Origin of the sequence: Pseudosporangium ferrugineum (assembly GCF_003002065.1) — a bacterium.
Classification (GTDB): domain Bacteria; phylum Actinomycetota; class Actinomycetes; order Mycobacteriales; family Micromonosporaceae; genus Actinoplanes; species Actinoplanes ferrugineus_A.
On the sequence record NZ_PVZG01000010.1, the window covers coordinates 189,111 to 211,575 of the forward strand.

28 protein-coding genes are annotated in these 22,465 nt (G+C 72.2%); 16 read left to right on the top strand and 12 right to left on the bottom strand.

What is annotated here, in order from left to right; genetic code table 11:
* Positions 1–23: 23 nt before the first annotated feature.
* The 5 genes from CLV70_RS21885 to CLV70_RS21905 form a co-directional block, all read right to left on the bottom strand.
* On the bottom strand, positions 24–647 hold the full coding sequence (locus CLV70_RS21885) for a response regulator (protein WP_106128558.1): 624 nt from the start codon (positions 645–647) through the stop codon (positions 24–26).
* Complete coding sequence (locus CLV70_RS21890; protein WP_245908378.1) at positions 644–1,927, bottom strand: sensor histidine kinase; 1,284 nt, start codon at positions 1,925–1,927, stop codon at positions 644–646. The genes CLV70_RS21885 and CLV70_RS21890 overlap by 4 nt, the downstream gene beginning before the upstream one ends.
* Before the next feature lie 6 nt (positions 1,928–1,933).
* Positions 1,934–2,674 (bottom strand): ABC transporter permease, encoded by a 741-nt coding sequence (locus CLV70_RS21895; protein WP_106128406.1) that lies wholly within the window; start codon positions 2,672–2,674, stop codon positions 1,934–1,936.
* A gap of 1 nt (position 2,675) precedes the next feature.
* Positions 2,676–3,581, bottom strand: coding sequence for an ABC transporter ATP-binding protein (locus CLV70_RS21900; RefSeq protein ID WP_106128407.1), 906 nt, complete (start codon positions 3,579–3,581; stop codon positions 2,676–2,678).
* 81 nt (positions 3,582–3,662) lie between these two features.
* Positions 3,663–4,874: a glycosyltransferase gene (locus tag CLV70_RS21905; RefSeq protein ID WP_106128408.1), complete on the bottom strand. Its 1,212-nt coding sequence runs from the start codon at positions 4,872–4,874 to the stop codon at positions 3,663–3,665.
* A gap of 137 nt (positions 4,875–5,011) precedes the next feature.
* Between CLV70_RS21905 and CLV70_RS21910 the strand changes: the two genes are divergently transcribed.
* Together CLV70_RS21910 and CLV70_RS21915 are read left to right on the top strand one after the other, a co-directional pair.
* On the top strand, positions 5,012–5,458 hold the full coding sequence (locus CLV70_RS21910; RefSeq protein WP_106128560.1) for an SRPBCC family protein: 447 nt from the start codon (positions 5,012–5,014) through the stop codon (positions 5,456–5,458).
* Positions 5,455–6,459 carry an SDR family oxidoreductase gene (locus CLV70_RS21915; RefSeq protein ID WP_106128409.1) on the top strand — a complete coding sequence of 335 codons (1,005 nt, stop codon included), beginning with the start codon at positions 5,455–5,457 and terminating at the stop codon, positions 6,457–6,459. The genes CLV70_RS21910 and CLV70_RS21915 overlap by 4 nt, the downstream gene beginning before the upstream one ends.
* A 7-nt stretch (positions 6,460–6,466) precedes the next feature.
* Here CLV70_RS21915 and CLV70_RS21920 read toward each other — a convergent pair whose 3' ends face one another.
* Together CLV70_RS21920 and CLV70_RS21925 are read right to left on the bottom strand one after the other, a co-directional pair.
* Positions 6,467–7,339: a helix-turn-helix domain-containing protein gene (locus tag CLV70_RS21920; protein WP_106128410.1), complete on the bottom strand. Its 873-nt coding sequence runs from the start codon at positions 7,337–7,339 to the stop codon at positions 6,467–6,469.
* Between the two features lie 42 nt (positions 7,340–7,381).
* Positions 7,382–7,639: a hypothetical protein gene (locus tag CLV70_RS21925; RefSeq protein WP_245908379.1), complete on the bottom strand. Its 258-nt coding sequence runs from the start codon at positions 7,637–7,639 to the stop codon at positions 7,382–7,384.
* Between the two features lie 325 nt (positions 7,640–7,964).
* On the opposite strand from CLV70_RS21925, the gene CLV70_RS21930 reads away from it, so the two are divergent.
* Positions 7,965–8,168, top strand: coding sequence for a hypothetical protein (locus CLV70_RS21930; RefSeq protein WP_146164118.1), 204 nt, complete (start codon positions 7,965–7,967; stop codon positions 8,166–8,168).
* A 25-nt stretch (positions 8,169–8,193) separates the two neighbouring features.
* Positions 8,194–8,415: a hypothetical protein gene (locus CLV70_RS21935; protein WP_106128414.1), complete on the top strand. Its 222-nt coding sequence runs from the start codon at positions 8,194–8,196 to the stop codon at positions 8,413–8,415.
* Here CLV70_RS21935 and CLV70_RS21940 read toward each other — a convergent pair.
* Positions 8,406–9,995 (bottom strand): phytoene desaturase family protein, encoded by a 1,590-nt coding sequence (locus CLV70_RS21940; protein ID WP_106128416.1) that lies wholly within the window; start codon positions 9,993–9,995, stop codon positions 8,406–8,408. The genes CLV70_RS21935 and CLV70_RS21940 overlap by 10 nt on opposite strands.
* Positions 9,996–10,083: 88 nt before the next feature.
* Between CLV70_RS21940 and CLV70_RS21945 the strand changes: the two genes are divergently transcribed.
* The 3 genes from CLV70_RS21945 (at position 10,084) to CLV70_RS21955 (ending at position 11,925) form a co-directional block, all read left to right on the top strand.
* Entirely contained in the window at positions 10,084–11,052 is a 969-nt protein-coding gene (locus CLV70_RS21945; protein ID WP_106128419.1) for a YihY/virulence factor BrkB family protein, read from the top strand.
* 93 nt (positions 11,053–11,145) lie between these two features.
* Positions 11,146–11,610: an SRPBCC family protein gene (locus CLV70_RS21950; protein WP_106128421.1), complete on the top strand. Its 465-nt coding sequence runs from the start codon at positions 11,146–11,148 to the stop codon at positions 11,608–11,610.
* 75 nt (positions 11,611–11,685) lie between these two features.
* Entirely contained in the window at positions 11,686–11,925 is a 240-nt protein-coding gene (locus tag CLV70_RS21955) for a hypothetical protein (protein ID WP_106128423.1), read from the top strand.
* 7 nt (positions 11,926–11,932) lie between these two features.
* Here CLV70_RS21955 and CLV70_RS21960 read toward each other — a convergent pair whose 3' ends face one another.
* Positions 11,933–12,661, bottom strand: a complete 729-nt coding sequence (locus tag CLV70_RS21960; protein ID WP_245908380.1) for a hypothetical protein — start codon at positions 12,659–12,661, stop codon at positions 11,933–11,935.
* A gap of 290 nt (positions 12,662–12,951) precedes the next feature.
* Here CLV70_RS21960 and CLV70_RS21965 point away from each other — a divergent pair, with 290 nt between their 5' ends.
* Positions 12,952–13,155 carry a hypothetical protein gene (locus CLV70_RS21965; protein ID WP_106128562.1) on the top strand — a complete coding sequence of 68 codons (204 nt, stop codon included), beginning with the start codon at positions 12,952–12,954 and terminating at the stop codon, positions 13,153–13,155.
* Positions 13,156–13,186: 31 nt separating this feature from the next.
* On the opposite strand, the gene CLV70_RS21970 is transcribed toward CLV70_RS21965, so the two are convergent.
* The gene (locus tag CLV70_RS21970; RefSeq protein WP_106128425.1) at positions 13,187–13,615 is read right to left on the bottom strand and encodes a hypothetical protein; all 429 of its coding nucleotides are present in this window, start codon (positions 13,613–13,615) and stop codon (positions 13,187–13,189) included.
* 92 nt (positions 13,616–13,707) lie between these two features.
* Here CLV70_RS21970 and CLV70_RS21975 point away from each other — a divergent pair, with 92 nt between their 5' ends.
* Positions 13,708–14,061, top strand: a complete 354-nt coding sequence (locus CLV70_RS21975; protein ID WP_106128427.1) for a DUF6401 family natural product biosynthesis protein — start codon at positions 13,708–13,710, stop codon at positions 14,059–14,061.
* A 91-nt stretch (positions 14,062–14,152) separates the two neighbouring features.
* Here CLV70_RS21975 and CLV70_RS42135 read toward each other — a convergent pair whose 3' ends face one another.
* On the bottom strand, positions 14,153–15,475 hold the full coding sequence (locus CLV70_RS42135) for a mechanosensitive ion channel family protein (protein ID WP_106128430.1): 1,323 nt from the start codon (positions 15,473–15,475) through the stop codon (positions 14,153–14,155).
* A 195-nt stretch (positions 15,476–15,670) separates the two neighbouring features.
* Here CLV70_RS42135 and CLV70_RS21985 point away from each other — a divergent pair, with 195 nt between their 5' ends.
* The 7 genes from CLV70_RS21985 to CLV70_RS22015 all read left to right on the top strand — a co-directional run bounded on the left by CLV70_RS21985 (position 15,671) and on the right by CLV70_RS22015 (position 21,990).
* Positions 15,671–17,803, top strand: a complete 2,133-nt coding sequence (locus tag CLV70_RS21985; protein ID WP_106128432.1) for an ATP-binding SpoIIE family protein phosphatase — start codon at positions 15,671–15,673, stop codon at positions 17,801–17,803.
* 10 nt (positions 17,804–17,813) lie between these two features.
* Positions 17,814–18,488, top strand: a complete 675-nt coding sequence (locus CLV70_RS21990) for an HAD family hydrolase (RefSeq protein ID WP_106128434.1) — start codon at positions 17,814–17,816, stop codon at positions 18,486–18,488.
* Between the two features lie 71 nt (positions 18,489–18,559).
* A complete protein-coding gene (locus CLV70_RS21995) occupies positions 18,560–19,828 on the top strand; it encodes a cation:proton antiporter (protein ID WP_106128441.1) in 1,269 nt (422 codons plus the stop codon).
* 181 nt (positions 19,829–20,009) lie between these two features.
* Complete coding sequence (locus tag CLV70_RS22000) at positions 20,010–20,792, top strand: VOC family protein (RefSeq protein ID WP_245908381.1); 783 nt, start codon at positions 20,010–20,012, stop codon at positions 20,790–20,792.
* 39 nt (positions 20,793–20,831) lie between these two features.
* Positions 20,832–21,041, top strand: coding sequence for a DUF3072 domain-containing protein (locus tag CLV70_RS22005; protein WP_106128446.1), 210 nt, complete (start codon positions 20,832–20,834; stop codon positions 21,039–21,041).
* 105 nt (positions 21,042–21,146) lie between these two features.
* Positions 21,147–21,383 (top strand): helix-turn-helix domain-containing protein, encoded by a 237-nt coding sequence (locus CLV70_RS22010; protein WP_106128448.1) that lies wholly within the window; start codon positions 21,147–21,149, stop codon positions 21,381–21,383.
* 1 nt (position 21,384) lies between these two features.
* The gene (locus CLV70_RS22015) at positions 21,385–21,990 is read left to right on the top strand and encodes a Clp protease N-terminal domain-containing protein (RefSeq protein WP_106128450.1); all 606 of its coding nucleotides are present in this window, start codon (positions 21,385–21,387) and stop codon (positions 21,988–21,990) included.
* On the opposite strand, the gene CLV70_RS22020 is transcribed toward CLV70_RS22015, so the two are convergent.
* Entirely contained in the window at positions 21,971–22,435 is a 465-nt protein-coding gene (locus CLV70_RS22020; protein WP_106128452.1) for a GNAT family N-acetyltransferase, read from the bottom strand. The two genes, CLV70_RS22015 and CLV70_RS22020, sit on opposite strands and share 20 nt — an antisense overlap.
* Between the last annotated feature and the right edge of the window lie 30 nt (positions 22,436–22,465).

Below are 22,465 nucleotides of genomic sequence, written 5' to 3' on the forward strand. Positions count from 1 at the left end.
GGGTCCGCCCGGCGGACCCGCCGTCAGCCGCCGAGCAGGCCGCGTTCGAAGGCCGCGGCCACTGCCGCCGCGCGGTCACGGACACCCAGCTTCGCGTACGCGTGCAGCAGATGCGTCTTCACCGTCGCCTCGCTGATGAAGAGCCGGGACGCCGCCTCCCGATTGGTGCACCCGCGCGCGATCAGCCCGAGCACCTCCAGCTCCCGCTGGCTGAGCGGCTCTCGGGCCGGCGAGCGCAGGCTGCCGATCAACCGCCCGGCCACCGCCGGCGACAGCACCGACTCGCCCCGGTGCGCCGCCGCCACCGCCCGGAACAGCTCCTCGCGCGGGGCGTCCTTCAGCAGGTAGCCGGTCGCCCCCGCCTTGATCGCCGGCAGCACGTCGCTGTCCGTGTCGTACGTGGTCAGCACCAGCACCCGCGCGGCGCAACCCTGCTCGCGCAGCGCCCGGATGGCGGTGACCCCGTCCATCACCGGCATCCGCAGGTCCATCAGCACCACGTCCGGACCGGCCGCGCGGGCCACCGCCAGCGCCTCGCGCCCGTCGGCCGCCTCGCCGCACACCTCGAAACGGTCGTCGCCGGCGAACATGCCGCGCAGCCCGTCGCGGACCACCGGATGGTCGTCGACGATCAGCAGCTTGATCATGCGGCGAGCGGGATCGCCGGTACGCACGCGGAGACGGCCGTGCCGGCACCCGGTTCCGACTCGACCTCGAGGGTGCCCGCGATCCGCCGGACCCGCTCGCGCATCGCGGTGAGGCCGAAGCCGCCGTCGTACGCCTCCGCGCGCGGGACCGCCGGGTCGAAGCCGCTGCCGTCGTCACGGACGTCCAGGGTCACGAGATCCTCCAGATAGGACAGGGTCAGGGCGACCCGCCGGGCGCCGGCGTGCCGGGCCACGTTGGTGAGGGCCTCCTGCGCCGTACGCAGCAGCGTCGCCTCGATCTCCGGGAGCAGCGGCTGCACCGTACCCGTGGTGATCATCTCCGCGGCCACGCCGTGCCGCGCCGACCAGCCCGAGGCCAGCTCGGCGAGCGCGGCCGGCAGCGTGGCCTCGTCCAGCGGGCGCGGCCGCAGTGCCCGGACCGAGCGGCGGGCCTCGGCGAGACTCTCCCGGGCGAGCTGCCGGGCGGTGGCCAGGTGCCGCTGCCGGTCGGCGGGGCGGTCACCGGCCTGGTCGGCGGCCTCCAGCTGGGTCACGATGCCGGTCAGGCCCTGGGCGAGCACGTCGTGGATCTCCCCGGCCAGCCGCTGCCGCTCGTCCAGCACCCCCGCCTCCCGCGCCTGCACCAGCAGCTGGGCGTGCAGGCCGGCGTTCTCGGCGAGCGCGTCGGCGAGCTTGCCGTTCGCCTCCTCCAGGCTGCGGACCATCTCGGCCCGGCGTACGTGATGATCCGCGGTGGTCATCGAGAGGTAGGTCATCGACGTGCCGATGACCACGTTGAACGCGACCACGACCAGGAGCGTGCCCCACTGCTGCGGCTCCCCCAGGATCCACAGGCCGCCCATCTGTGCGAGGGCCGTGCAGATACCCACCCCCGACGCACCGATCAGCCGCCAGCGGCCGCGGAGCGCGTACAGGACGTAGAGATAGCCGGTCCAGGCGAAGAAGCCGAACAGCGGGTTGCTCCAGATGAGCACGGCCATGAGGACGAGCAGGCCGGCGAAGAACACCGCCATCAGCCGGTCCCGCTCCTGCCACCGCGGGTGCACGGTGGTCAGCCAGAGCATCCACCCGGCCGTGACCGCGGCGACCGCGAACGACACCCCCAGCGGCTGCCGGGCGATCTCCGGCATGTCCCGGGCCAGCACCACCAGCGCGAGCGATGCGGCGAGGGCCGCGTACGGCAGCAGCCGCACCCGCCCGTCCATCTTCGTGCGCCACCGGCCGGTACCCGCGCCGGGCGCCATCACGTCCACCAGCATCGTCGCCTACTCCCAGCGGAAGAGCCTGGCCGCCGCCACCCCGAACACCACCACGTACGCCCCCAGCACGGCAAGGGCCCCCCACGCCGGCCACGACCCGCTCGTCGCCTCGTGCACGGCCCGCTCCCCCGCGCCCAGCGGCGTCAGGTCGGCGATGTCGCGCAGGAAGCCCGGGAACGCCTCGCGCGGGGTCCACAGTCCCGCGAAGAACATGGCCGGGAAGAACAGCAGCGTCCCGATGGCGTTCGCGGCCTTGCCGGAGGGGGCGAGCGCGGCGATGAACAGCCCGATGGCGAAGGCCGCGCCCGCGGTGAGCAGGAACGCCAGCAGGAAGGCGGCGGGCTGCCGCGGCAACGCCACCCCGAACACGACCCGGCCGACGATCAGCACCAGGCTCACCGACGCCAGGGCGGTCAGCAGGCACATCGCCACCTGGGCGCCGAGCAGGGCGATCGGGCGGGCCGGGGTGGTGGCGAGCCGCCGCAGGAACCCGGACTCCCGGTACCCCGCCAGCACCATCGGCGCCGATTGGAGGGCCAGGGTGGCGAGGGTGAGGACGGTGGCGATGCCGACGTACAGGTCGATCACCCGCAGCCCGCCGATCGCGTCGTCGGCCTCCCGGAACGCCGGGATGCTGCCGACGATCAGCACCAGGATCGACGGGAACGCCAGCGAGAAGAAGACGATCTGCGGTTCGCGCCGGAAGAGCCGCAGCTCGGAGCGGGTCAGCTGGACGAAGACGGACATGTCACTCCTCCCGGGCGCCGCGGCCGGTCAGCCGGACGAACGCCTCGTCCAGGCCGGCCTGCTCGATGCGCAGGTCGTGGGCGATGATCCGATGCGCCGCGAGGGTGGCGGCGACGACCTGCACCAGGTTGCCGTGGCCGTCGACCTCCACCTGGGAGCCGTGCCTGGTCACCCGGTCGACCTCGGGCAGCACGGTCAGCAGCGCGTCGTCGATCGGCGCCGAGGGCCGGAACCGCACCCGCTGCCCGGCCGAGACCCGCTCGACCAGGCCGGCCGGGGTGTCGACGGCCACCACCACGCCGGCGTCGATGACCGCGATCCGGTCGCAGAGCCGCTCGGCCTCCTCCATGAAATGCGTGACGAGCACGACCGTCACGCCGCGATCCCGGACCGCGCCGATCAGGTCCCAGGTGTCGCGACGGGCCTGCGGGTCCAGCCCGGTGGTCAGCTCGTCGAGGATGGCGATCCGCGGGTTGCCGAGCAGCGCCAGGGCGATCGACAGCCGCTGCTTCTGGCCGCCGGACAGCTTCCCGAACCGGGTCCCGAGCTTGCCGTCCAGGCCCAGCTCCGCGGCGAGTCGCCGCCAGTCGGCCGGGTCCGGGTAGAAGGCGGAGAAGAGCTCCAGGGCTTCGCGTACGGCCATCTTCTCGGGCAGCCGGCTCTCCTGCAGCTGTACGCCCACCAGCCGGCGCAGGGCGGGGTCGCGGGGGTCGCGGCCGAGCACGCGTACGGTGCCGGAGTCCGGCGTACGCAGCCCGGCGACGCACTCCACGGTCGTCGTCTTGCCCGCCCCGTTCGGGCCCAGGATGCCGAAGATCTCCCCCGCCTCGACGGCCAGGGAGACGCCGGCCACCGCGACGGTGTCCCCGTACCGTTTCCGGAGTTCTTCGATCTCGATGACTGTCATGCACCGAGCGTCACAGCCGCCGCGCGCCGGCGAATCGACCAGCGGGCGGCGGCCGGGGTCAACCGGTCGGTGGATGCGCCGCTACACCATCGCCTCGGCCTCGTTGTTGCGCCGGCCCGAAACCGCCGCGTAGACGGAGCCGAGCTGCGACGCGACGCGCTTCCAGGAGTACGCCTGACGGGCCCGGTCCAGCGCCGCGGTCGCGTACGCGAACCGCCGCACCTTGTCGTTGACCAGGCGCCGGAGGGCGCTGCCGAGCGCACGGGGGTCCCGGGCCGGCACCAGGTCGCCGGTGAGGCCGTCGACGACGGTCTCGTTGATGCCGCCGACCGGCGTGCCGATCACCGGGATGCCGCAGGCCATCGCCTCGAGCGGGGCCAGCTCGAACTGCTCCCGCCAGGGCGCCGCGACGAGCAGGTCGGCGGAGCGGTACCAGCGTGGCATCTCCGCGGCCGGCACGGCACCGACGAGCCGCACCCGGTCGGCGACCTTGTACTGCTCCGCGATGGCGCGCAGCCGCTCGGCCTGGGGGTCCTTGGCGAGCCGCTCGGCGCTCGGACCGCCGACGACCACGCACTCGGCGCCGGGGACGTAGCGCATGGCCTGGATGACGTCGCCGAAGCCCTTGCGCTCGACGAGCCGGCCGACGCTGAGGATGCGGGGACGCTCCGGGTCGCGCTCGGCGGCCGGGCCGTCCGGGGTGAAACGGTCGCTGTCGACGCCGGCCGGGACGACGGTCAGCCGCGCCCTCGGTACGCCGATCCGGACCAGCCCGTGCACCTCGTCCTGGGTCTGGGCGACGACCCGGTCGACGGCCCGGCCCAGCGCGCGCTCGTAGCCGCCCCGGGAGGTGCCCGGGCCGGCCGGCTCCTCGTCGGCGATCTCGTGGAACGACTGCACCACCGGGATGCCGACCTGCCGGGCCGCGGTGACGGCCGCCAGCCCGCTGGTCCAGAAGTGGGCGTGGGCGACGTCGGGCAGCCAGTCGGTCTCGCGCCACTCGTTGCGCAGCCACTGCGCGAAGTCACCCATGTGCCGCAGCAGTACGTCGTCCTGCAGCGCCTGGGCGGGGCCGGCGGGCACGTACACCACCTTGACCCCGGCCCGCACGCCGGCGCCGAGCGGCACGAAGGCGGGCAGCTCCGGGCTGTCCCGGCGGGTGTAGACGCGGACGTCGTGGCCGAGCTCGGCGAGCGCGGTGGAGAGCTCCGCGACGTGCCGCTGCTGGGCGCCCGCCGAGGCGCCGTCCGCGGGCAGCGGGGTCGCCTGCTCGCTGATCATCGCGATACGCACGGGGTCCTCCTGGCGACAGCTTGAATTCCGGCAGCCTTGATTTCCGGGAGAAGACCGGAGTTGGAGCTGGCGATACGCGGAGCGTCTTGCCCCTGTCCCGAAAGCGTAAACATCCGGCCAGCGGGTATGTGCCGCTCGTGGCTATCGTGCGGCGGGTCGTCCCCGCTCCCCCGGACCAGGTGTTCGCCGTCCTCGCCGACGGCTGGACGTACAGCGACTGGGTCGTCGGCACCGTGCACATCCGCGACGTCGACGAGAACTGGCCGCAGCCGGGGTCGAAACTGCACCACAAGGCCGGGCCGTGGCCGCTGTCCCTGCACGAGAGCTCCGAGGTGCTCTCCTGCGAGCCGGAACGCGAGCTGACCATCCTGGCCGGCCTGTGGCCCCTCGGCGAGGCGACCGTCCGGATACGGCTCGAGCCGGTCGACGGCGGGCGCACCCGGGTGACGATGGAGGAGACCTTCCGGGCCGGGCCGCTGCGCTGGATCCACACCAAGCTCAACGACCTCGTCCTGCACCGTCGCAACATCGAGTCGTTGCGACGTTTGTCGGACATCGCCGCCAGGGAAAAGAGCCGCCCGTGACCCAGAACATCGTGATCACCGGAGCGAGCGCCGGCGTCGGCCGCGCGGTCGCCGTCGCGTACGCCCGCCGCGGAGTCCGGGTGGCCCTGCTCGCCCGCGGCCGGGCCGGCCTGGAGGGCGCCTCCCTGGAGGCCCGCGCGGCCGGCGCGGCGGACGTCCGCACCTACCAGCTGGACGTGTCGGACGCGGAAGCGGTCCGGTCGGCGGCCGACGACATCGCCGCCACCTGGGGCGGCCTCGACGTCTGGGTCAACGACGCGATGACCTCGGTCTTCGCACCCACCTGGGAGATCAGCCCGGCCGAGTTCCGCCGCGTCACCGAGGTCAACTACCTGGGCACGGTCCACGGCACCCTCGCCGCCCTGCACCACATGAGGCCGGCCGGCCACGGCGCGATCGTCCAGATCGGCTCGGCGCTGGCATACCGGGGAATCCCGCTGCAGTCGGCGTACTGCGCGTCCAAGCACGCGATCCAGGGCTTCAACGACTCCCTGCGCGCGGAGCTCCTCCACGACGGCAACCGGGTCAAGCTCTCGATGGTCCAGCTCCCCGCCGTGAACACCCCCCAGTTCTCCTGGGTACGCACCCGCCTGCCCCACCACCCCCAGCCGGTACCCCCGATCTACCAGCCCGAGGTGGTCGCCCGAGCCGTCCTCTGGGCCGCCGACAAGGGAAAACGCGAGATCAACGTGGGCGGCCCCACCCTCAAGACCCGCCTCGGCAACATCGTCGCCCCGGCCTTCCTGGACCGCCTCCTGGCCAACGACAAGCGCGGCTTCCAGGGCCAGCAGACCCCCGAGCGGATCAACCTCGCCGACTGGCAGGACAACGTCGACAAACCCCTCGACGACAACCGCGACTACGGCGCCCACGGCATCTTCGACGACCAGAGCCGGACCAGCTCGTTCGCACTGTGGGCAACAATGCACAAGCCTCTGGTAACAGGCCTCCTGAGCGCAACCGTCGGCCTAGCCGCGGCCACCGCCCTCCGCCGCCGCTGACCCGGCCCTACGGCCGGGCCAGATCGAGGTAGTGGTTCAAGTATTTGTCGAGCATCGCGTCTATGTGCAGGGTCGATTCCTCCTGGAGCCCCTCGAACAAGTCCAGGTAATTCCGGATGTCCGACCTGCCCCGCGACATGACCAAGGTGTTGAACAGGTCGATCAGGAGCCATCTGTCGTCCACGACCTCGAACCCGTGCACCAGGGGTCCGGAGAGCTGAGCGTCCGCGGGAATGATGCCGACCGTGATGTTGTCCTGCCGGGCCAGCTCGCGGATCCGCTGAATCTGACCCACCATCTCGGTGGGACTGCACAACCGGTTGCTGAGGGCGGCCTCCGCCATGACGAAGAAGAACGACTTGTCGGGGTACGCCAGGATCTGGTGGCGCTGAAGGCGTGCGGTGACCGCTTCGTAGATGTCCGCGGGCGGAGGGTCGCCCGCACCGACATCCATCATGCGACGTGAGGCGAACATGACGGCTCGTGCATATTCACTCGTCTGCAAGAGCCCGATCACCGAGACCGGGTTGAATACCCTGATCTGGTGTCCGGCCCCTTCCACCTGGGCGATATCGAGCTGCCGAGTCGCCATGCCGACGCGGGTGGTGCGCCAATCGACCATGTGGTTACGGGCCTGTGTCGCCAGTTCCACGAGCCGGGTGATCTGCGCTTCCGTCAGTTCGAGCGCCCGTGCGAGTTTCTCCACGTCCACCGGATCAGCCGCGGTGACACCGTTCTCGATCCGGGAGACCTTGGCTTGACTCATGCCCGCCAGCCTGCCCAACTGCTGACCGGTGACGTGCTTGGTACGCCGGTATCGACGCAGTTCGGCACCTACCGACCGGTCGCCCTCAGGTGAACCGGACAAGTGTCGCTCCACGTCCCGCCTCCTCCGGGGAGAGCGGCAATCCGCCGGCCTGGGTCAGACGACGCTTCGAGCGGCTTCTTGGAGAAGGTCGACGGGAATCTCCACAAGGAGTTCCCCGGCCGGCAGATCGACCCCCGCCGCCTGAGCACTGACGGCATAGCCCTGAACCACCACCGTGCCTCGATCCGAGCGATACACGGTCGGACAGGTGCCGTGGTTGCAGGAGGCCGCGATCACCTGAAGATCGACGGGCTCGGAGCGATGGCTCGCCGCGGGCGGGGCGTCCGCGGAGGACGGTGACGAAGTCTGCACTGAGCGAGTGTGCCACAGCCGCCCCCTCGTGGATCACTCAAGAATGGAACCGGTGACGCGCATATTCGGAGATGGAGTGCATGACTCGTCGCCAGTTGGCTGACGGGAGTATTTCACACTGCTATGTGGCTGTGAATTTCCAGCTCAAGGGCCTTATTCGCACCAGGTGAATATTCGTTGCTACTCAGCGTGATGACCATGCATATTCAGGCTCAGACCTCGAGTATCGACGCTGTCGTCGCCCGATCGGGTAGGGGGACGGCGTCCGCGCCGGGGATCGCTGCTGTCCATTCCGCCGCCGAGCGGATCACCGATGGAGGTAGCCATGAGTTCCGACTTCCAGATCGGCAACCACCGGTCGTTGTATGTCCTGCTGACTGCTCTCTGCCTGGTCGTCGCGGTGCGCCACGTCAAGCGCGCCATCGCCCCCGTCGGCACTCTGGTCGAGGCGGCCTTCGCGGCCACGATCGTGGCGTTCGCGACCGGCATGGCCGTCGCCTTTGCCGCTGCCGCCGCTCTCAGCCGCTGATCGCCGCGTTCTCCGGGAGGTTGACATGACCCAGTTCCTGATCGCCGCTTCCGTGGCCGCCTTCGTGCTGATCGTCGTGATCGTGGAGTTGGCCGCGGCCGCGCTCCCGGTGCTGATCGTCGTCACGATGGTGCCGCCCGAGCAGCGGCCCGCGCTCGCCGCCTGCCTGGCCGCCGCCGACAGCAGCCGGCGATTACGGCTCTGGCCCGCGCTGCGGGCGGCGGTCGCGGCCCGGCGTCAGCGGTAGATGGCGTGGTGGGCGGCGTTGATCATTGACTGGTATGCCGGGCCCGTCAGGATGCGGTTGCGGGTCAGGGCTGCCCGGGCCGCGTTCGCGCCCGGGGCGCCGTGGACGCCGCCGCCCGGGTGGGCCGAGGCGCTGGCCAGGTAGAGGCGGTCCACCGGGGTGTCGGGGCGGCCGAGGCCGGGGACCGGGCGCAGGAAGAGTTGCTGGTAGGCCGCGGCCGTGCCGCCGCCGAGGGCGCCGCCGACCAGGGACGGGTTCTCGCGTTGGAGGTCCGCCGGGGAGAAGACGTTGCGGCCCGTGACCAGTTGGCCGAAGCCCGGGGCGTGTTCCTCCAGGACCGCCTCCATGCGTGCCACGTGGGCGTCGATCTCGTCCGGGGACCAGTGGGCGCGGTGCGGGAGGTGGGTGTACGCCCACACCGACTCCGTACCCGCCGGCGAGTGGGACGGGTCGGCGGTGGACATCTGGCCGAGCAGCAGGAACGGGTGCGGTGGCACCGAGTCGGTGGCGAGGTGGGCCGCGTACCGGGTCAGTCCGTTGAGGTCGGCGCCGAGGTGGACGGTGCCGGAGCCGGCCGCCGCCGGGTTCTTCCAGGGGAGTTTGCCGTCGACCGCCCAGTCGACCTTCACGGTGGCGCCGTCCCAGCGGAAGAACTCCAGGTCCTCGGCGAACCGGGACGGCAGCCAGCGCTCGCCGACCAGGTCCAGGAACAGGGCGGGCGCCGGGACGTCGGCGACCACCGCGCGCCGGGCCCGCCAGTTGCGGCCGTCCGCCGTACGGACGCCCATGGCCTTGCCGCGCGCGACCAGGATGCGCGAGACCGGAGTCTCGTACTCGATCCGGCCGCCGCGGGCCTCCAGGCGGTCGACCAGGGCCTGGGTGATGCGCTGGGCGCCGCCGACGGGCACCGGCCAGCCGTACTCCTGGCCGAGCATGGCGAGCAGCCAGCCGTAGACGCCACCGCCGGCCTCCTCGGGCGACAGGTCGGTGTGCAGCGCGCAGCCCGCCAGCGCCAGCTTGGCACCCTCGCCCTCGAACAATTCCGACCCGAGCTCGCGTACGGACAGCAGCAGCCGCCGCGCCAGCCGCAGCGAGCCACCGACCCGCAGCCGCCGGGCCAGTTGGAGGCCGGAGCGCACCGGCGGGAAAGGGGTGAACAACACTTTCAGCATGTCGGCGGAGACGGCGCACCAATCGTCGTACGCGTGCTTCCAGCGCTCCCCGTCACCCGGGGCGAACTGCTCCATCGAGGCCATGGTCCGCTCGAGATCGCGGTTGACCGTGGCCGCGCGGCCGTCGGGCAGCAGATGGGTGAGGACGTCCGGGGCGTGCGTCCACTCGAGGCCGTACTCGTCCAGCCCGAGGCCCCGCATCACCGGCGACGCGAAGCCGAGCGGGTAGAAGGAGCTGAACAGGTCGCTGAGATAGCCGGGCGCCGTCACATAGCCGGAGCGGACCGCGCCGCCGGGGTGCGGCGTCGCCTCCAGCACCTGGACGTTCCATCCGGCGTCGGCGAGCAGGTTCGCCGCTACCAGGCCGTTGTGTCCCGCTCCGATGACGATCGCGTCCGCTCGCTCCACGGGCCGACCGTACCCCCGGCAGTTTGCGGCAAACCAACGCCGGGTAGTGGCCGGTGCGCACGGTGTGACGGATGGGAGCCGAGATCAGATGACAGCCGCCACGACCCGCCCCGACGTGACGCCGCTGCCCAGCCGCTTCCGCCAGCTGCGCTGGTCGACGTGGCGCGGGGTGCTGTGGCGCAGCGTCAACGGCTACCTCGACGACGAGTGCGGGGATCTAGCGGCGGCGCTGACGTACAACGCGGTGCTGGCGGTGTTCCCGGTGGTGATCGTCGTGGTCGCGCTGGTCAACCTGGTCACCGACGGGCGTACGGCGGTCGGCACGATCCTGGGCATCCTCGAGGATCTGGGCGCCGGGTCGGTGATCGGCAACCAGAACTTCACCGCGGTCCTCGACGCGATCATCGTCCAGCAGAGCTCGGCGAAGGTCCTGCTGAGCTTCGGCCTGCTCGGCGCGCTGTGGTCGGCCTCGAACTACGTCGGCGTCTTCACCCGCGCGTCGAACCGGGTCTACGGGGTCAAGGAGGGCCGGCCGTTCTGGAAGCTGCGCCCGCTGCAGCTGGGGCTCAGCGCCGTCGGCCTGGTGCTGATGGCGGTGGTCGGCACCGGCCTGGTGATCAGCGGCCCGCTCGTCGACGCGGTCGGCAACGCCCTGCACGCCGGGAGCACCGCCCGTACGGCCTGGTCGATCGGCCGGTGGCCGGTGCTGGTGGCGATCCTCATGCTGCTGCTGTCGCTGCTGTTCTGGATCGCGCCCAACGTCCGCCAGCCGCGCTTCCGGTGGCTCACTCCCGGCGGCGCCGTGGCCCTGGTCGCCTGGGCGCTGGCCTCGTTCGGCTTCGGCCTCTACGTCGCTAACTTCGGCTCGTACGACGAGACGTACGGAAGCCTGGGCGCGATCATCGCCTTCCTGGTCTGGCTCTACCTGGCGAACTCGGCGCTGATGCTGGGCGTCGAGATCAACGCCGAGGTGCAGCGTGGGCGCCAGCTCCAGGCCGGGGAGAAGGACCCCGATCCGCCGCTGCCGCCGAAGGAACCCGCCGATCCGCCGGTTTAGCCGCCCGAGGGGCGGGCACCAAGCTGTCATGCGCAAGGTCTGGGACGCCTTCGACGCGTACCAGGCGGGGAAACCCACAAGGAGGGAAACACCGTGAGTACAGTCACCGAGTCCGTCGACGTCAGCGTGCCGGTACGGACCGCGTACAACCAGTGGACCCAGTTCGAGGAGTTCCCCCGGTTCATGGGTGGCGTGGAGGAGATCCGTCAGCTCGACGCCACGACGACCCACTGGAAGACGAACATCGACGGCGTGAAGCGCGAGTTCGACGCCAAGATCACCGAGCAGCTCCCCGACGAGCGCGTCGCGTGGACCTCCACCGAGGGCAGCAAGCAGGCCGGCGTGGTGACGTTCCACCGCCTCGACGAGACCCACACCCGGGTCACCTGCCAGATGGACTTCGAGCCGGACGGCGTGGTCGAGCAGGCCGGCGACAAGCTCGGTTTCCTGGACCGCCAGGTCAAGGGCGACATGAAGCGCTTCAAGGAGTTCATCGAGAACCGCGGCGGCGTCGAGACCGGCGCCTGGCGCGGCGAGGTGGACCGCCCCCAGCCGTGAGGCAGATCGAGAAGGCCGCCGGATTTCCGGCGGCTTTTTCGTGTCCCCGGCCCGCTGTCCGGGTACGCCGGGAGCATGACTGATCGCAATGACGACGGCGTGTGGCGCGACGAGGACAAGCTCTCGGTGAAGGACCTCGGCGAGGCCATGGCCAGCTGGGACACCGACGGACAGGGCGACCCCACCGGCAACGACGCGGGCGAGGAGCAGGCCTTCGGCCACGACGCCCGGGTACGCCCGGAGGCGGCCACGGACCGGACGGACCCGGACCGCGAGTACCGCCCGAGCACCACGGGCCGCGGCGGCCCGCACTGACCCTCGCTCAGCCCACGACGGTGACGGTGCCCACCTCGGAGTCGACGTCGAGCAGGTAGCGGTCGGTGGCCGTACCGGACCCGGCGGGGGCGACGACGGCGCCCGGCGCGGCAGGGGATCGGCCCGCCCACGGCACCGCGACCATCCCGGCGCCACCGCGGAGCCGCAGCCGGACCGCGGTGGCCGCCGGGACGGCGACGGCCAGCTCCCCCACCGCACCGGTCAGGTCCACCGGCACCGAACCGGTCGGCGCCGGCAGCCGCAGGCTCACCAGCCCGGTGCCGGAGCCCAGCTCCAACCGCCGGATCCGCCCGGCGGCGAGGTCGAGATGCTGCTCCCCGGCACCGGCGGGCAGCCGGATGTCCCACCGCACGCCCCGGTTCAGCAGGATCTCCACGGTGTCGGGCCCGTCGGCGCCGGTCGGCACCAGCCCCACCCGCACCCGCCCCGGCGCCCCGCTGACCAGCGGGGACAGCCCGGAGTCGGCCGGCGTCGTGACCCGGTAGAGCAGCCCGGGAAGGTCGGCCAGGCGCACCTCGACCCGCGAGGCGGCATCCCGGACGATCAGGAAGGCTCCGGTACGCCCGTGCAGGGCGCCCGCCTGCACGTGAGGCTGCGGACCGTCGTCGGCCGGCACCTGCCGCGCCCCGATCGTGGCGGCCGGCGAGCAGGCGGCCACCGCCAGCGTCGCCACCGCGGCCGCCCCGAGCCGGCCTCGGCGGGCGACGGTCTCCACGGACCGGACGAATCGGGTGAGAGACGCAGCATTACGGCGTCCCGAGCGAGCCCCGCTTTCTGTCACGAAAGGTATAAACGCCCCAGAAAGCCGCACCGATGCTCCCACCAGCGATGCATCCTCGGGAGGGCTCGGGCGGCCGGCCCGACCATCCGGCTCTGACCTGGGGAAACGGGAGTTGAGTACGGCTCGTGGAAAGACGACGACGCTGCGCAGTGGGCACTATCGGACAACCCGAGATCGTCCGAACGGGTGACGGCGAAGCGCCCGAATCGGGCCACACTAGCCGGATGCGATCTGCCGGTTTCCTCTCCGAGCGTCAGCGCCGACTCGCCTGGGTGGGCTTCCTGCTCGCCGCGTTCCAGGCGCCGTTGGCCGCGTCGCTCATCGATGACGCCTCCTGGTTCTTCGCCGTCGTGGTGGCCCTCCTCGTCGCCACCGTGATCATCGCGGACGACGCCCAGCGCCGCCGCCCCCGCGCCGAGGCGGAGTAGACCGCCCCGGCCCGCTCCCCCGGCGCCCCGGTCACGGGCGGGCTTCGTGGCCGCGGCGGCCCCGGGTCCGGCGCCGCTCCTTGAGCTCCGCCTCGTACAGGTGCCGCCGGCCTTGGACGAGCTGGTCACGCGCGTCCTTCTCGAGGGCCCGGAACTCCGCGTAGTAGCCGTCGTCGAACTCCTCGACGATCTGGAACGTCCAGCGCCCGCCGATGACGTTGCGGCCGATGAGTTCGTGCCGGATGCGTTCGGCCAGGTCGTGGTGCCCGGCCCGGCCGAGCAGTTCCACCGCGTCGTCGAGCTTGAAGTCCGCCTCGCCGACGAGCTGGTGCAGCGTGTACAGCTGCCCGCGGACGCGCTCGACGACCTCCAGGGCCTCGCTCAGTTTGCCGAGCGCCTCGACCGTGGTGTCGCCGACCCCTTCGGGCCGGCGGTGCTCGCTGTCGGGACCGTCACTCATGCCGGGACCATTTCCCCCCGGTACGCCTTTCAACCAAGCTGCACCGATCGGAAGAACCGTTGGCTACCTCCGCCTCCCTAACGTTTCTTCTCATGAATGGCCTGTTCAGCGGCGCTGCCGCCCGCGCTGCCCTGCGTTCCGCCCACGCCAGCCTCGCCGAGCTGATGTCCAGCGTCGGGGTCACCGGCCTCGAGGCCGCGGCCCACTCGCCGGGCCTGCTCGCGATCGTCGACCAGCACGAGGCCGGCATCCGCGACAGCCTCACGACCGAGGCCCGCCCGCTCACCCCGGTGATCCTCGCCGCGTACGCCGAGGGTGTCCGCGACGCCGCCTTCAAGCACGGCTGGCGCGCCCCGGCCGGCCCGATCGACTGGGCCGCCAACGACTGGGTCCTCAACCGCCTGCTCGCGGTCTGCTCCCTCGCCCGCACGCTGCCCGCGGCCTGACCCGGGACACCCGTCCAGCACCGCCCGGCAGGCCACCCGATCGTCCCGGGGCCGGCACCTCCACCGAGGTGCCGGCCCTTCCTAGTACCCGCTATCCGGGCGTGTGGGACGGCTTGATCACCTGCGTCTCCTCGCCGTCGGAGGGTTCGGCCGGGCCGGGGATCACCTGGGTCCGCTCGTCACCCTGGGGCGAGATCACGAACGCCGTGGTGTCGTCGTCCTCGTCCTCGTCGTCGTCGAAGCCCGGGACCGGATTGCTGCTGCGGCGACGCGGCCGCTTCACCGGAATGACCTGGGTCGGCTCGGAGTCGTCGGCCTCCCCCGCCGCCGTCTCCACCGGCGCGTCAGCCCCCGCCTCCTCGGCGAGTCGAGCCTCCTCGGCCTTCCGCGCCTCCTCAGCCTTACGCGCTTCCTCGGCCTTGCGGGCCTCTTCAGCCTTGCGCGCTTCCTCGGCCTTGCGGGCCTCTTCAGCCTTGCGCGCTTCCTCGGCCTTGCGGGCCTCTTCAGCCTTACGGGCCTCCTCGGCCAGGCGCGCCTCCTCCGCCTTGCGAGCCTCTTCGGCCTTGCGCGCCTCTTCCGCCAGGCGCGCTTCCTCCGCCTTGCGAGCCTCCTCCGCGCGGCGCGCTTCCTCGGCCTTGCGAGCCTCCTCCGCCAGGCGCGCTTCCTCGGCCTTGCGGGCTTCCTCCGCCAGGCGGGCCTCCTCGGCGCGGCGGGCCTTCTCCTCGGCGTACGTGCGGGCGTGCTCCCGGATCACCGCGGACTCGGCGCCCGCGCGGTCGAGCCAGATCTCCCAGCGGCGCTGCATCGGGCGGATCAGCCCGCCGCCCACGCCGACGATCACCACGCCGGCGACCGTGGCCAGGACCGCGATCAGGACGGGCTGGGTCACCGCCGTCGCGATGTGGACCTGCTCGAGGGCGGCGATGATGCCGAGGGCGACGATCAGCCAGTACGCCACCTGGGCCAGCACCCGCCCGTACGCGAGGCCGCCCAGCGCGCTGCCGATCAGGTCGCGGACCGCGCCGCCGATCGCCGCGGCGACCACGATGATGACGATGGCCACGAAGGCCCGGGGCAGCCAGGCGATCAGCGCCGTGAGCAGGTCGCTGACCGCGTTGGGCCCCCAGATGCCGAAGGCGAGCTGGATGGCGAAGAGCAGCACCGCGTAGAAGGCGATCTTGGCGCACAGGTCGCTGGGCTCCAGCCGGCCGCCGAGGGCGCGCCCCATCGCGCCGCGTTCCACCGCGCGGTCGAAGCCCACCCGGTGCAGGGTCTTGGCGACGACCGTACGCCCGAGCCGGGCCAGCACGTAGCCGATGAGCAGGATCGCCACGAAAGCGACCGCCGTGGGAACGAACAGCAGCACGGAACGCCACATGTCGCCGAGCGCGTCGCCCAGATCCGAGCCGTTCATCGTTCTCCTCGTCAGAATGGGGGGCAGGCCTGAGAAGAGGTTAGATCGGCGCTCCCAGCCCCGCAGCGGCCCGGGCCCGGCAGGCACATCGGGTCAGGTGTGGCGCATGGGGCTCCCCCGCGCGTACCGGGTAGAACCGGACGTCCGTACAGTGGCCCCATCGTCCGAATGGCCGAGGCGGGCTAGGCTCAACCCATGGTCGGCATGGGCAGTCCTTCGGCGGCGACGATGGCCGCGCGGGACGGGGGGACGGCACCGCGCACCCCCGACTGCGCCCGGCTCGTCGCCGAGCACCCGTGGGACACCACCTCGCTGGGTCCGATGGAGAGCTGGGATCCGGTGGTGCGCGCGACCGTCGAGGTGGTCCTGTCCTCGCCGGTCCCGATGGCGCTGGCCTACGGCGACGACTACCTGCTCCTCTACAACGACGCGTACGCCGAGGTCATCGGCCCCAAGCACCCGGGCGCGCTGGGCCGGCCCGCCGCCGACGTGTTCGGCGACCTCTGGCAGGCGCCGGGGGTCGGCGGGGTGATCGACGACGTCTACCGCTCCGGGCAGTCCTTCCTGGAGGCGGAGGCCCAGGTGGCCGTCCCGCGTGACGGGCAGGTCGAGCAGGCGTCGTTCACCCGCGGGCATTCCGTCGTCCGCGACCGGCACGGTTCGGTCGTCGGCGTGCTGACCGTGGCGGCCGAGACCACGCAGGTCACCCGCCGGCTGCAGAGTCTCGGCGAGCTGACCGCGCGGCTCGCCTCCACGCTGACCATCGACGACGTCGCGCGCGTCGTGCTGGCGTACGCGATGGCCTCTTTCGATGTTGATCACTGTGTGTTCGCGGTGGACGACGGCGCCGGGTTCCGTTATGTGCGGCGCATCCGCGGCGAGATGGTCGACGAGGTCGACGAGCGCCTGCCCCCGCTGTGGAAGCGGATCGGCAACGACCCGGCGTTCCCGCTGGCGGTGGCCGCGCAGAGCGGCCGGCCCTCGTTCCTGCCCGACGGTTCCCCGCTGGCGAAGGTGGCGACGGACCGGCACGAGCGGCGGATCCGGGCCCTCGCCGCGATGCCGCTGCGCACGCCGTCCCTGCACGGCGCCCTCACCATGGGTTACCGCTCCGCCCACACCTGGCTGCCCGCCGAGCGCGCCCTGCTGTACGCCGCGGCCGAGCTGGTCGCCCAGGCGGCCGAGCGGGCGCGCCGGTTCGAGGCACAGCACGGCACCGCGCAGCTCCTGCAGCGCAGCATGCTCCCGGAGCACCTGCCGGAGCTCGACCGGTTCCGCATCGCCGCCCGCTACGACGTGGGCGTGGACGGCAACGCCGCGGGCGGGGACTTCTACGACGCGTTCGAGCTGGGTGACGGCCGGCTGGCGATGGTGCTCGGCGACGTCGCGGGCCACGACGTACGCGCGGCCGCGGTGATGGGCCAGGTCCGCGCGGCGCTGCGGGCGCTCGCGCTCACCGATCCGGCGCCGCAGACGGTGCTGGCGGGGCTCGACCGGCTCGTCGGGTCGCTCGGCGCGGAGTCGCGCAACGAGGAGATCTTCGTGACGGTCGTCTACGGGGTGCTCGACCAGGCCGACGGGACGATCACGCTGGGCAGCGCCGGCCACCCGCCACCCGTGCTGCGCCGGGCCGGGCAGGGCCGGGCGTCGGCCCAGTTGGTCGCGGTGCCGCCGGGTGCGCCGCTGGGCCTGGGCGGTTCCTGGCGTACGACGACCGTACGGCTGGAGCCCGGCGACACGATCCTGATGTTCAGCGACGGCGTGGTGGAGCGCCGGGGCCGCCCGCTCAGCGCCGGCCTCGACGACCTGGTACGCGCCGCCGCCGCTGCCGCCAGCGGCGACCCCCGCAACCTCTGCGCGCTGGCCACGGCCGCGGTCGCCGGGCGTACGGATGACGACGTGGCCGTTCTCGCGGTCGAGCGGGCCGTGGCGCAGAGCCGGTCCGCGACCATGCAGGTGCCCGCGGAGCCGACCGGGCCGAGCCGGGTGCGGCAGTGGATGACGACGCGGCTGCGCGAGTGGGCGGTTCCCGAGCCGGTCATCGGCGCCGCGATCCTCTGCACGAGCGAGCTGACCACGAACGCGCTGCTGCACGCGGGCACCCCGGCCCAGGTGCACATCGATCTGAGCGCGGAGCGCCTGCTGGTCTCGGTCGCCGACACGGGTACGCGCGGCAGCGTCACCCGCGCGCGTACGGAGACCCTGAGCAGCCGCGGCCGCGGGCTGGGCCTGATCGAGGAGCTCAGCGACACCTGGGGCACGGATCCCACGGTGCGCGGGTCCACGGTGTGGTTCGAGATGCTGATACCCCAGGCGGAAAAGGGGTAATCCGGGAGGCATGACGGCCAAACGGGGAGTCCTCTTCGACGTCGACGGCACCCTCGTCGACACCACGTACCTGCACACGGTGGCCTGGTGGGAGGCGTTGCGTCAGCACGACGTGGACGTACCCATGGCGGAGATCCACCGGGCGATCGGGATGGGCTCCGACAAGATCCTCGACCACCTCCTCGGCAGCGACCGGGACACCGGCGCCGACGACGACATGTCCGCGGCGCACGACATCCTGTACGGCGCCTGGTGGGAGCGGTTGCGCCCGCTGCCCGGCGCCGCGGACCTGCTGCACGCCTGCGCGGAGCGAGGGCTGGCGGTCGTGCTCGCCTCCTCGGCCAAGGGCGCGGAGCTGGAGAAGCTGCGCCGGGTCGTCGGCGCCGACGACGTGATCACGGCGGCCACCTCGTCGGCCGACGCCGAGCAGAGCAAGCCGGCGCCGGACATCCTGGAGGCGGCGCTCGACCAGTCCGACGTGGACCCCGAGCACTGCGTCTTCGTCGGCGACGCGGTCTGGGACGTGAAGGCGGCGGGCAAGCTCGGCATCCCGTGCATCGGCCTGGAGTGCGGCGGCACCAGCGCGGACGAGCTGCGGGCGGCCGGCGCCGTCGAGACGTACGCCGATCCCGCCGCCCTGCTCGCCGCCCTGGACCGGTCGGCGATCACGAAGCTGACGGACTGAGCCTCGCGCGACCGCACGACAACCGCGCGGTCGCGCGCATGTTTTGCCCCCGCGCCGGGCAGTGTGGGCTGGTGCAACTGCCCGACCTCCTCTTCGCGATCTTCGGCGTGGGGGCCCTGCTGGCGGGCATCCTGCCGCGGGTCCTCGAGCGCCGCCCCCTGTCCATGCCGATCGTGTTCCTGGGGCTGGGCGCGGCGCTCTTCGCCCTGCCCCTGGGCCTGCCGGAGGCCGATCCCCTGGCCCACCCGGCCCTGACCGAGCACCTCACCGAGATCTGCGTGATCGTCGCCCTGATGGGTGCCGGGCTGAAGATCGACCGCCCGCTGGACCGGCGGCGATGGTCCTCGACGTGGCGGCTGCTGGGCATCGCCATGCCGGTCACCATCGCCGCCGTCGCCCTGCTGGGCTGGTGGTGGGCCGGCCTGGTGCCGGCGGCGGCCCTGCTGCTCGGCGGCGCGCTCGCCCCGACCGACCCGGTGTTGGCCTCGGACGTGCAGGTCGGCGAGCCGACCGACGAGGAGGATTCCGAGGACGAGGTGCGGTTCGCGCTGACCTCGGAGGCGGGCCTGAACGACGGCCTGGCCTTCCCCTTCGTGTACGCGGCGATCGCGATGGCCACGGCCGCGGTGACGCACGAGAGCTGGCTCGGCGAGTGGGCGCTCAAGGACGTGCTCTACAAGATCGTCGTGGGGGCGGTCGGCGGCCTGCTCATCGGGCGGCTGCTCGGCCGGCTGTTCTTCCGCGCCCGCAACAAGAAGCTGCGTCTCGCCCATCATTCCGAGGGCTTTCTCGCCCTGGCGGCGACGTTCCTGGCGTACGGCCTGGTCGAGGTCGCCGGCGGCTACGGGTTCCTCGCGGTGTTCGTCGCCGCGCGGGGGATCCGGTCGGCGCAGCGCTCGCACGAGTACCACCAGGTGTTGCACGACTTCGCCGAGCAGATCGAGCGGCTGCTGACCGTGCTGCTGCTGTTGCTGCTCGGCGGGGCGGCGGTGGGCGGCCTGCTGTCGGCGCTCACCTGGGAGGCGGCCCTGATCGGGCTGGCCCTGGTGTTCGTGATCCGGCCCGTGGCGGCGTTCCTGTCGCTGCGCGGGGCGCCCGGCCACCCGGCCGAGCACTGGGTCATCGCCTGCTTCGGAATCCGGGGGATCGGGACGTTCTACTATCTTGCGTACGCGATGGGCCACGCCACGTTCCCGGGAGTGGATGTCGTATGGGCGACAGCCGCCTTCGTCGTTCTGGTGAGCGTGGTGTTGCACGGCGTGGCGGTCACGCCCGTGATGCGGCTTCTGGACCGATACAACGAACGGTCGCGCACCCCGGAGGAGCGACACGCACAGTAATCGGCATTGCTCTGAGTAATCGCAGCTCCGCGAAACCGTAGTTTATTTAGGACATTGAACCCGGGTGTAGTGGCGGAGCGTATTCATGGCTGTAAAGTGATCGGCACCTCCCCCAGGCCGGTAGTGAGGATCGCCCCCGTGCGCGACCTCATCCATGATGGAGCGACGAAAGGTGTGGCCGATGCGTATACGGGGCTTTGCGCCGGGAACACCCTGCTGGGTCGAGCTGGCGAGCACGGATCCCGCCCGGGCGGCGGACTTCTACGCCCGCCTCTTCGGCTGGGAGCCCGCCGGCGACCGGTTCAAGCTCAACGGCCGCGCGGCCGCCGGCCTGACCCGCGCCCGTGCGGACCGCCCCGCGGGCTGGCTGACGTACCTGACCGAGCACAACCTCGAGGCCTCCGTCATGCGGGTGCGTGAGGCGGGCGGCCGGCTGGTCAGCGAGCCGGCCGAGGGGCACGGCGGCCGTTCCGCCGTCATCGCCGACCCGGCCGGCGCGATCCTGGGCATCTGGGAGCCGCGCGAGTTCACCGGCGCCCAGATCGGCGGCGAGCCGGGCACCATGACCTTCCCCGAGCTGCTCACCGACGACACGGTGACGGCCGCCAACTTCTACGGCCAGGCGTTCGGCTGGCTGCTGCGCGACGAGTACGGCAGCGACGGCACCCGCGGCGAGTGGATCACCACGGCCCACGACGCGATGGCCGGGCTCGCCCCCAGCCGGGGCGGTAGCTGGTGGCGCGCCGCGTTCCAGGTCGCCGACTGCGCCGAGACCCTGGAGGACGCCCGCGCGTACGGCGCCACGGTCATCTCCGGGGCCAGGGACATGGGCTTCGGCACGTACGCCGAACTGCTCGACCCCTGGGGCGTCCCGTTCTCCATCGCGGCCCCGGCGGTGATCCCGATCGAGTTGACGATGTCCTTCACCCCGAATTCAGGCATGGAGCTGACGTTCGGCGGGTAGTGGTACGCCTGTTCGAATCACCATCGAGGAGGCGGCGCCATGGCGGCGACGGAGCAGGATCCGGCATCGAACACGATCAAGGACCCGGCGGACTGGACCACCGGCGACGAGCCGGCCACCGGAGCACAGCAGTCATATCTGCACACGCTGGCTTCCGAAGCGCACGAGGAAGTGCCCGAGGACCTCACGAAGGCGGAGGCGTCGGAGCGCATCGACGAATTGCAGGAGAAGACCGGCCGCGGCCGGTAGGGGATCACTTTCGCGAGGAGGGCCGGCCCGTCGGGCCGGCCCTCTTTCCGCCCTCGCTGTCAACCCGGGTTGACACCGCGCGAGCTGTCAACGTAAGTTGACAGCATGACCGAAGCAACCGATCTGGCCGCCGCCGCGGGCAGCACCGATCCCCGGGTCGGGCTGCGCGCGGTGGTGGCGCTGCGCCGCCTCCTGGAGGGCCTCGAGCACCTCCAGGTGGCCAACGCCCGCCGCAAGGGCTGGTCCTGGCAGGAGATCGCGGACGCCCTCGAGGTGACCCGCCAGGGCGTGCACAAGAAACACGCGAACCGCGTGCCGATGCAGGACCCACGGGAGGGCTGAGATGTTCGAGCGATTCACCCACGCCGCGCGCGAGGTCGTCGTCCGCGCCAAGACCGAGGCGCTCGACCTCGGCCAGGCGCCGGTCGGCACCGAGCACACTCTGCTGGCCCTGCTGGCCGACCCCACGATCGCGGCGGCGCCCGCCCTCAAGGGCCTCGACGCCCGCACCGTCCGGGCCGAGATCATCCGCCGCGTGGGCACCGGCACCGCCGACCCGGCGGCACTCGCCGACCCCGACGACGCCGACCGCGAGGCGCTCAAGGCCATCGGCATCGACCTGGACGCGGTCCGCCGGGCGATCGAGGAGAACTTCGGACCGGGCTCACTGCACCTGCCCCGCCCGGCGGCCCGCAAGCGCAAGGGCCTGATGCGACGCCTCTCCGGCAGCAACCACACCCCGCTCTCCCCCCGCAACAAGAAGGTGCTGGAGCTGTCCCTGCGCGAGGCCCTGCGGCTCAAGCACAACTTCATCGCCCCGGAGCACATCCTGCTGGGCCTGCTGCGCGAGGGAAACGGCCTGGCCGCCCAGATCCTGTCCGCCAACGGCGTCGACTTCACCGCCCTCCGCGACGACGCGACCCGCTCCCTCAAGTCGGCAGCCGCTTGACCATCTCGGCGTACGAACTGCCGTCCCACGCAGTGGCGAGCCGGTCGAGGACGTACCCGTTGGCAAGGTAGAACCCCCGCGCGTGCAGGGCCACGCCGGCCCGCACGAGCCGCCGGCCGGTCCGCTCGCGCACCTCGTCCTCGACGCGGCCCACCAGCACCGTCGCGATCCCGCGGCGGGTGTATCCGGGATCGACGTACACGTGGCGCAGCCGGTCCCCCACGCACCCCGCCAGTCCGACGATCACCGTGCCGGCGCGCGCCACGAACAGGCGTGCGTCGGCAGCCATCGCGTACAACTCGTCCGGGTCGACGTCGGCGATCAGCGTCTCGACCTCCGCCGGGGAGTACGCCTGCGGGGCGTGCGCGGCGAATGCGGCGTGCCGGATCTCCAGCAGCCGCGGCACGTCCGCGGCCGCGGCCGGCTCGGTCACGATCTCGTTCACAGGCCTATTTTCCCAGCGGGCGGGGTACCG